The organism is Pseudomonas tehranensis, from assembly GCF_014268615.1.
GTDB classification, from domain to species: Bacteria; Pseudomonadota; Gammaproteobacteria; order Pseudomonadales; family Pseudomonadaceae; genus Aquipseudomonas; species Aquipseudomonas tehranensis.
The window spans coordinates 1-5,979 of the sequence record NZ_JABWQV010000276.1 but is presented as its reverse complement, the minus strand read 5'-3'; the positions used below and the strand labels follow the sequence as shown (position 1 = coordinate 5,979).

6 protein-coding genes are annotated in these 5,979 nt (G+C 60.8%); 3 read left to right on the top strand and 3 right to left on the bottom strand.

Annotated features, from left to right (window positions below):
• Positions 1 to 58: 58 nt before the first annotated feature.
• Together HU811_RS23885 and HU811_RS23880 are read right to left on the bottom strand one after the other, a co-directional pair.
• Complete coding sequence (locus tag HU811_RS23885) at positions 59 to 1,243, bottom strand: porin (protein WP_092398685.1); 1,185 nt, start codon at positions 1,241 to 1,243, stop codon at positions 59 to 61.
• Positions 1,244 to 1,640: 397 nt separating this feature from the next.
• On the bottom strand, positions 1,641 to 2,915 hold the full coding sequence (locus tag HU811_RS23880; RefSeq protein WP_186658425.1) for a glucarate dehydratase family protein: 1,275 nt from the start codon (positions 2,913 to 2,915) through the stop codon (positions 1,641 to 1,643).
• Between the two features lie 107 nt (positions 2,916 to 3,022).
• On the opposite strand from HU811_RS23880, the gene HU811_RS23875 reads away from it, so the two are divergent.
• Both HU811_RS23875 and HU811_RS23870 read left to right on the top strand, forming a co-directional pair.
• Positions 3,023 to 3,919, top strand: coding sequence for a LysR family transcriptional regulator (locus HU811_RS23875; protein ID WP_092398689.1), 897 nt, complete (start codon positions 3,023 to 3,025; stop codon positions 3,917 to 3,919).
• A 146-nt stretch (positions 3,920 to 4,065) separates the two neighbouring features.
• Positions 4,066 to 4,500 (top strand): nuclear transport factor 2 family protein, encoded by a 435-nt coding sequence (locus HU811_RS23870; RefSeq protein WP_092455523.1) that lies wholly within the window; start codon positions 4,066 to 4,068, stop codon positions 4,498 to 4,500.
• Between the two features lie 182 nt (positions 4,501 to 4,682).
• Here the strand turns inward: HU811_RS23870 and HU811_RS23865 are convergent, their stop codons facing one another.
• Entirely contained in the window at positions 4,683 to 5,606 is a 924-nt protein-coding gene (locus HU811_RS23865; RefSeq protein ID WP_186658422.1) for a LysR family transcriptional regulator, read from the bottom strand.
• A 127-nt stretch (positions 5,607 to 5,733) separates the two neighbouring features.
• Between HU811_RS23865 and HU811_RS23860 the strand changes: the two genes are divergently transcribed.
• Complete coding sequence (locus tag HU811_RS23860) at positions 5,734 to 5,940, top strand: tautomerase family protein (protein WP_003202537.1); 207 nt, start codon at positions 5,734 to 5,736, stop codon at positions 5,938 to 5,940.
• The last annotated feature ends 39 nt before the right edge of the window (positions 5,941 to 5,979 follow it).

Sequence of the window (5,979 nt, the reverse complement as noted above, 5' to 3'; positions counted from 1 at the left end):
CCCAGCGGGGATAAATCCCCTCACCACAGGGTTGTGCACTGCCCCCGATGGATCATCTTTACCAGGTCAACACCGCCCCCACCGCAAAGGTGTCGGTGTCTTCGTTCTGGGCGCTGGTGTCGTGGCCGTCGATTTCGAACTGGTTGTATTCGGCCACAAGCTTGAGGTTGTCGTTGACGTCATGGAATAGCGCGATGCCGCGGGTTTCATAGTCGGCACCGCTGCCCACCACGCCATTGCCGTCGTCCTCGGTCTTGCCGTAGGACAGCGCCAGGCGGTTCTTGCCCAGTTTGTAAGAGCCCTGCATCAGGTAGCCAGTGCTGTCGACATTGCGCAATGTCGCTTCGCCGGCGTTGTTGGTGAAGAACGGGTTGATGCCCTTGGCCTGGAACCCGGAACCGGTGAGCGACAGCCCGCCCATCTTCGCCTGTACGCCATAGCCCAGGCCTTTGGAGGTCACTGAATCGACCGCGGTGTCGGTGTTGTCCGAGGTCTGGTAGCTGCCGTTAAGCCAGCTATAGATCTTCGCCCCGCCCAGGTCGAACTGGTAGGTCACCTCACTCTCAGTGCGCGGGTTCTCCTGGTAGGCCTTGCCGGTGGCGCTGCTGTCGTTGGTGTCCACCGGGTCCATGATGCCCACCGCCACCCGCAGCCCGTCCATCACCGGCGTGCGGTAGGTGATCTGCGAAGTGGGGAATGGATAAGGATAGCCGCTGCCGATGTTGCCGAACGACACGCCGCCGCCGTCCACCAGCCCGAGGGTGTCGCTGACCTGCCCGTACCCGGCCAGCAACTCGTCCAGCAGAATGTTGGAGCGGGCGAACAGACCGAAGTCCTTGCCGATCAACACTTCGCCCCATTCGGGGTTGGCCACGGTGCCGTAGAACTGTCGCACGTCAATCGCGGTGTCGGTGCCGTTGGTTTCACTGTCGTTGATGGTCACCCAGAATGAGGCACGGGCGCCGAGCTTGAGGTCATCGACCTGCTTGCCCATGTTGAAGCCCAGGTAGTTGGGCAAGAAGCCCATCTTGACCCGCGCCTGCCGGCGATCGAACTGCTCCCCTGCCCGGTCAACATCGCTGTTGACGTAAAAGGCGTTGATGTAACCATCAGTGGAAAAGGTGGTCTGGTCCTTGTCATACAGCATGATTTCGGCCTGGGCCCAGGGCGTCAGGCCCAGGGTCGAAAGACCGGCGATGACCGCAGGCAAAAAACGTTGGCGGGTGTTTTTATTGTTGTGCATGGCGCGCTCCGCAACATGAGACGAGATGTCGGAGGCGATTATCGAAAGGCGTCAGGCCGCGTCATACGCTGCCTTGGAGGCAATTGGCGGATGCTTTGGCAGCGCCGGCCCGGCGCGGCTGTTTGGGTGTAAGACTGCGATGCCGACGGGCGCGGTACTTTGGGTGCGGGCCGCACGGGGAGGCTGAGGAATGTAGGGTTGGTGCTGGAGTAGCACCGACTTGTAGCAAGGGGTATCTGTGAGAGCAAGACCTGTAGGAAGTCTGTGGGAGCAAGGCTTGCCCGCGATGAACGATAACGCGGTTCAGCTGTTCGACCGCGGCGCGGCTATCGCGGGCAAGCCTTGCTCCCACAGACCTTGCTCCCGCTGGGCTGCGCAGCAGCCCCCCGCCTTCACCTCAGAACCTTGGCTTGACGGTTTTCCAGTCTGGCTTGTAGCGCTGCATCTGCCGCACATCGTCGCGCTGGCGGATGCCGCAACTGAGGAACTGCTCATGCAGTTTGCCCAGTTGATCGCGGTCCAGCTCCAGCCCAAGCCCCGGTGCGCGGGTGATTTTCACGCAGCCATCGACAATCGGCAGCTTGCCGCCCTTGATCACTTCTTCATCCGGTTCCTGCCACGGGTAATGGGTATCACAGGCATAGTCCAGGTTCGGCACCGCAGCCGCCACGTGGGCCATGGCCATCAGGCTGATGCCCAGGTGGGAGTTCGAATGCATCGACACCCCCAGGCCAAAGGTGTCGCACATTTTCGCGAGCGCCTGGGTGTCTCGCAGCCCACCCCAGTAATGGTGGTCGGCCAAGACGATCTGCACGCTGTTCAGCGCCACGCTACGACGGAATTCGTCGAAATCGGTGACCACCATATTGGTCGCCAGCGGCAGGCCCGTGCGTCTGTGCAGTTCGGCCATTCCCTCAAGCCCCGGCGTCGGGTCTTCGTAATATTGCAGGTCATCACCCAGCAGCTCGGCCATGCGAATGGAGGTTTCCAGCGACCAGTTGCCATTGGGGTCGATGCGCAGCGGGTAACCGGGGAAGGCCTGTTTCAACGCCTTGATGCAGGCCACTTCGTGTTCCGGCTCCAGGGTGCCGGCTTTGAGCTTGATGCTCTTGAAGCCGTAGTCCTGAATCATGCGCCGGGCCTGAGCGACGATTTGCTGTTCGTTGAGCGCCTCGCCCCAACTGTCCGGCGGATAGGGCGAATCGACGTGTTCGGCATATTTGAAAAACAGATAGGCGCTGAACGGGATCTCATCCCGAATCGCCCCCCCCAGCAGATCCACCAGCGGCACGTTCAGGTAATGGGCTTGCAGGTCCAGGCAGGCCACCTCAAACGCCGAGTAAGCATTACTCACCGCCTTGCTCGCATGGGAACCCGGTGCCAGCTCCGCACCGGCAACACTGGCGGGCCGGGGAGCGGCGACGGTGGCCTGGACGATGGCCCGCAACTGGTTGAGGTTGAACGGGTCCAGCCCAATCAACTGGCTTTGCAATTGCTGCTGGATCGCCAGGGCAGGCGCATCGCCGTAGCTCTCTCCCAGGCCGATGTAACCGTTGTCGCTCTCGATCTCGATGATCGAGCGCAGCGCGTAGGGCTCATGAATACCGCTGGCGTTGAGCAACGGCGGATCGCGAAAGGCGATGGGTGTGACGGTGACGCGGGTGATCTTCATGCAGCGGCTCCGATCATTGTTTTTGTAGAGGACGGGAGGATGATGGACGGAGGGTATTGTTCCCGTCTAATCTAACTTGGCACTTGATTGATACCTGGATTGAATCAATGTTTGAACTGGCCCAGCTACGCTGCTTCACCACGGTGGCGACCGAACTCAACTTCCGTCGCGCCGCCGAACGTCTGAACATGACCCAGCCTCCGCTGAGCCGGCAGATCCAGTTGCTGGAACATCACCTGGGTGTCGAACTGTTCACCCGCAGCACTCGCAGCGTGGCGCTCACGGCCGCCGGGCGGGCGTTTTTCATCGAAGCACAGAACCTTCTGGAGCAGGCGCAACAAGCCGCCGTGGCCGCCAAGCGGTTTGCCCAGGGTGACATCGGCTCGGTCACCATCAGCTTCGTCGGCAGTGCGGTGTATGAGTTTCTGCCCAAGGTCATCGCCGAAGCCCGCTTGAAACAACCCCAGGTAAAAATCGTCCTGTCGGAGATGAACACTTACCAGCAGCACGAGGCCCTGCGTGCCCGCCGCATCGACCTGGGGATCGTCCGCTCACCCCTGCTGGAAACCGGCTACGCCACCGAGTGCCTGGTGCGCGAACCCTTCGTCCTGGCCGTGCCGGCGGGTCATCCGCTGGCCAGTGCCGATTCGGTGGGCGTCGAGGACCTCGACGGTGAACCCTTCCTGATGTACTCCCACTCCGCCTACCCACCCTTCAACGAACTGCTCACCGGCATGCTGCGCTCGGCCCGCGTCGCACCGCAGTTCGTGCAATGGCTGGGGTCCTCGCTGACGATCCTGGCGCTGGTCAACGCTGGCATGGGTCTGGCGCTCGTGCCCCGCTGTGCCACCAGCGTGGTGTTCAGGCAGGTGGTGTTTCGTGAGATCGATCTGGGCGAAGGGGTACAGAGCGAGTTGCACCTGGTATGGCGCCAGGACAATGACAACCCGGCGTTTGCCATGTTGCTGGAGGGCATTCGCGGCGCGGTTCGGGAGGGTCTCTGAATCTGAAGCCTACCGATGTCGCCCCTCGCCACACTAACCAAACTTGACGGCCTATTCCCGCCCACTCAAACAAGTTGTACGATGACAGACGAGATCAGCCTAAAACGCTCATCCGCTCCGATACCTACAAAAATAAGGAAATACCCATGAAAAAAGCCACATTGGTCATCAGCTTTCTGTGCCTGTTCAGCGGCTACGTCGCGGCTGCCTCTTCACCGGCCGAGCAGGAAGTGGCCCAGGCCGTCGACCATCTGACCCAAGCCATGCTGCACAAAGACATCCCACAACTCCAGGCACTGGCCGCCGAAAACCTGACCTACGGGCACTCCAGCGGGAAGATTCAGGACAAGAAAGCCTTCATTGCCGACATCGAAACCGGCAAAAGCGCGTTCAAGACCTTGGAAATGAAGGATCAGCAAATCACCCTGTCAGGCGATGTGGCCCTGGTGCGCCACCACTTCTCCGCCCAAGCGCTCAAGGGCACCGAAGTGGTTCCGACGGAAATCGAGAACTTTCAGATCTGGCAGAAGCAGAAGAATGGCAAGTGGTTGCTGATTGGGCGGCAGGCGTTTCGGTTCTGATACCGGGCTAGGCCGGGCACCTCTGCGGCAAGCGCGTTATTTGAGCCTCAGGTGATCCATTGTGGCGAGGGAGCTTGCTCCCGCTCGGTTGTGAAGCGACCGCAAAAAAGGGGCCGCTACGCAGCCCAGCGGGAGCAAGCTCCCTCGCCACAAGGATGTCTGCTCTGCCCTGACGCCTTGCTTCAGGCTCCGGCCCATTGCTGGCGGTACTGCAGCAGGAAATCGACAAAGGCGCGCACCCGCTGCGGCACGTACCGACCGTGGGGATACAGCAAGGTGAACGGACGTGAGCGCCCCGCGAAAGGCGCAAGTACCTCCACCAATTGCCCGTTGGCCAGCTCCTGCTCCACGATGAATTTGTAGGTCTGGAACAAGCCGGCGCCATGTTTGGCCAGCGTCACGCCGCCGAGCACATCGTCCGAACAGCAATAACCCCCTTCGCCGAACACCTCCTTTTCCTTGCCTTCGACATTGAACAACCAGGAAATCCGCCGCCCGCTGCTGGGCAATTCGAACTGGATGCACTCGTGATCGTCCAGGTCTTCAAGGACCTGCGGCGTGCCGGCCTTGCGCAAGTAATCTGGGGACGCGACCACCACCAGTTTCGCGTCTTCCAGCAGTCGGGCGATCAAGGAGGAGTCCGGTTGGGCCCGCACCCGAATCGCCAGGTCATAACCCTCGGCCACGAAGTCGATGTTGCGGTTGCTCAGGTGGAGGTCCACGGTCACTTGTGGGTACAGAGCCCGAAATGCCGGCAGCAGCGGCAGGATCCGGTGATGAGCGTAAGTGGTGGGAAGGCTGATGCGCAGTTGCCCGGACGGCACCGCTTGCGCGCCCATCATTTGCTGTTGCGCCTCCACCAGTTGCGTTAACGCCTGGCGGCATTGCTCGAAGTAGGTCCTGCCGGCTTCGGTCAGGCGGATGCTGCGGGTGGTACGCACGAAAAGTCGTGAACCCAGGCGCTCTTCCAGGCGAAAGATCGAGCGGCTCACTGCCGCTGGAGTCACACCGGCAAGCTGGGCCGCTGCGGTGAAACTCCCTGCCTCCGCCGCCAAGCAAAACAGTTCTATGCTGCCCAATTGCAGGTCTTCGAAATGCCGCTTCATGATTCGTTACACCGCGTATCAACTGAAGATTCCAGACACCTGTTTATCAGCCGCAGGCGGATAAATATAGTGGCCCTCGTGGCGCGGGAACCCTCCTGCGCTTATTTCTCATCAGCAGGAGTGCCTCATGCCTTTCGTCAATGTGCGTATTACCCGCGACGGCGTCACTCGCGAGCAGAAAGCCCAGGTCATTTCCGAGATCACCGAAACCCTTCAGCGGGTGCTGGGCAAGGACCCGCACTTGACCCACATCGTGATAGAGGAGGTCGATACGGATAACTGGGGGTATGCGGGTATGACGACAACGCAATACCGAAGTCTTCCCAAAGAGTGACGTTCTGCCCTTCCAAGCCCGGTCTGATTGACCGGGCTT

Excerpts from the sequence above, each read along its gene's own strand:
- HU811_RS23885 (WP_092398685.1), bottom strand. The coding sequence starts at position 1,243 with ATGCACAACAATAAAAACACCCGCCAACGTTTTTTGCCTGCGGTCATC.
- HU811_RS23880 (WP_186658425.1), bottom strand. The coding sequence starts at position 2,915 with ATGAAGATCACCCGCGTCACCGTCACACCCATCGCCTTTCGCGATCCG.
- HU811_RS23875 (WP_092398689.1), top strand. The coding sequence starts at position 3,023 with ATGTTTGAACTGGCCCAGCTACGCTGCTTCACCACGGTGGCGACCGAA.
- HU811_RS23870 (WP_092455523.1), top strand. The coding sequence starts at position 4,066 with ATGAAAAAAGCCACATTGGTCATCAGCTTTCTGTGCCTGTTCAGCGGC.
- HU811_RS23865 (WP_186658422.1), bottom strand. The coding sequence starts at position 5,606 with ATGAAGCGGCATTTCGAAGACCTGCAATTGGGCAGCATAGAACTGTTT.
- HU811_RS23860 (WP_003202537.1), top strand. The coding sequence starts at position 5,734 with ATGCCTTTCGTCAATGTGCGTATTACCCGCGACGGCGTCACTCGCGAG.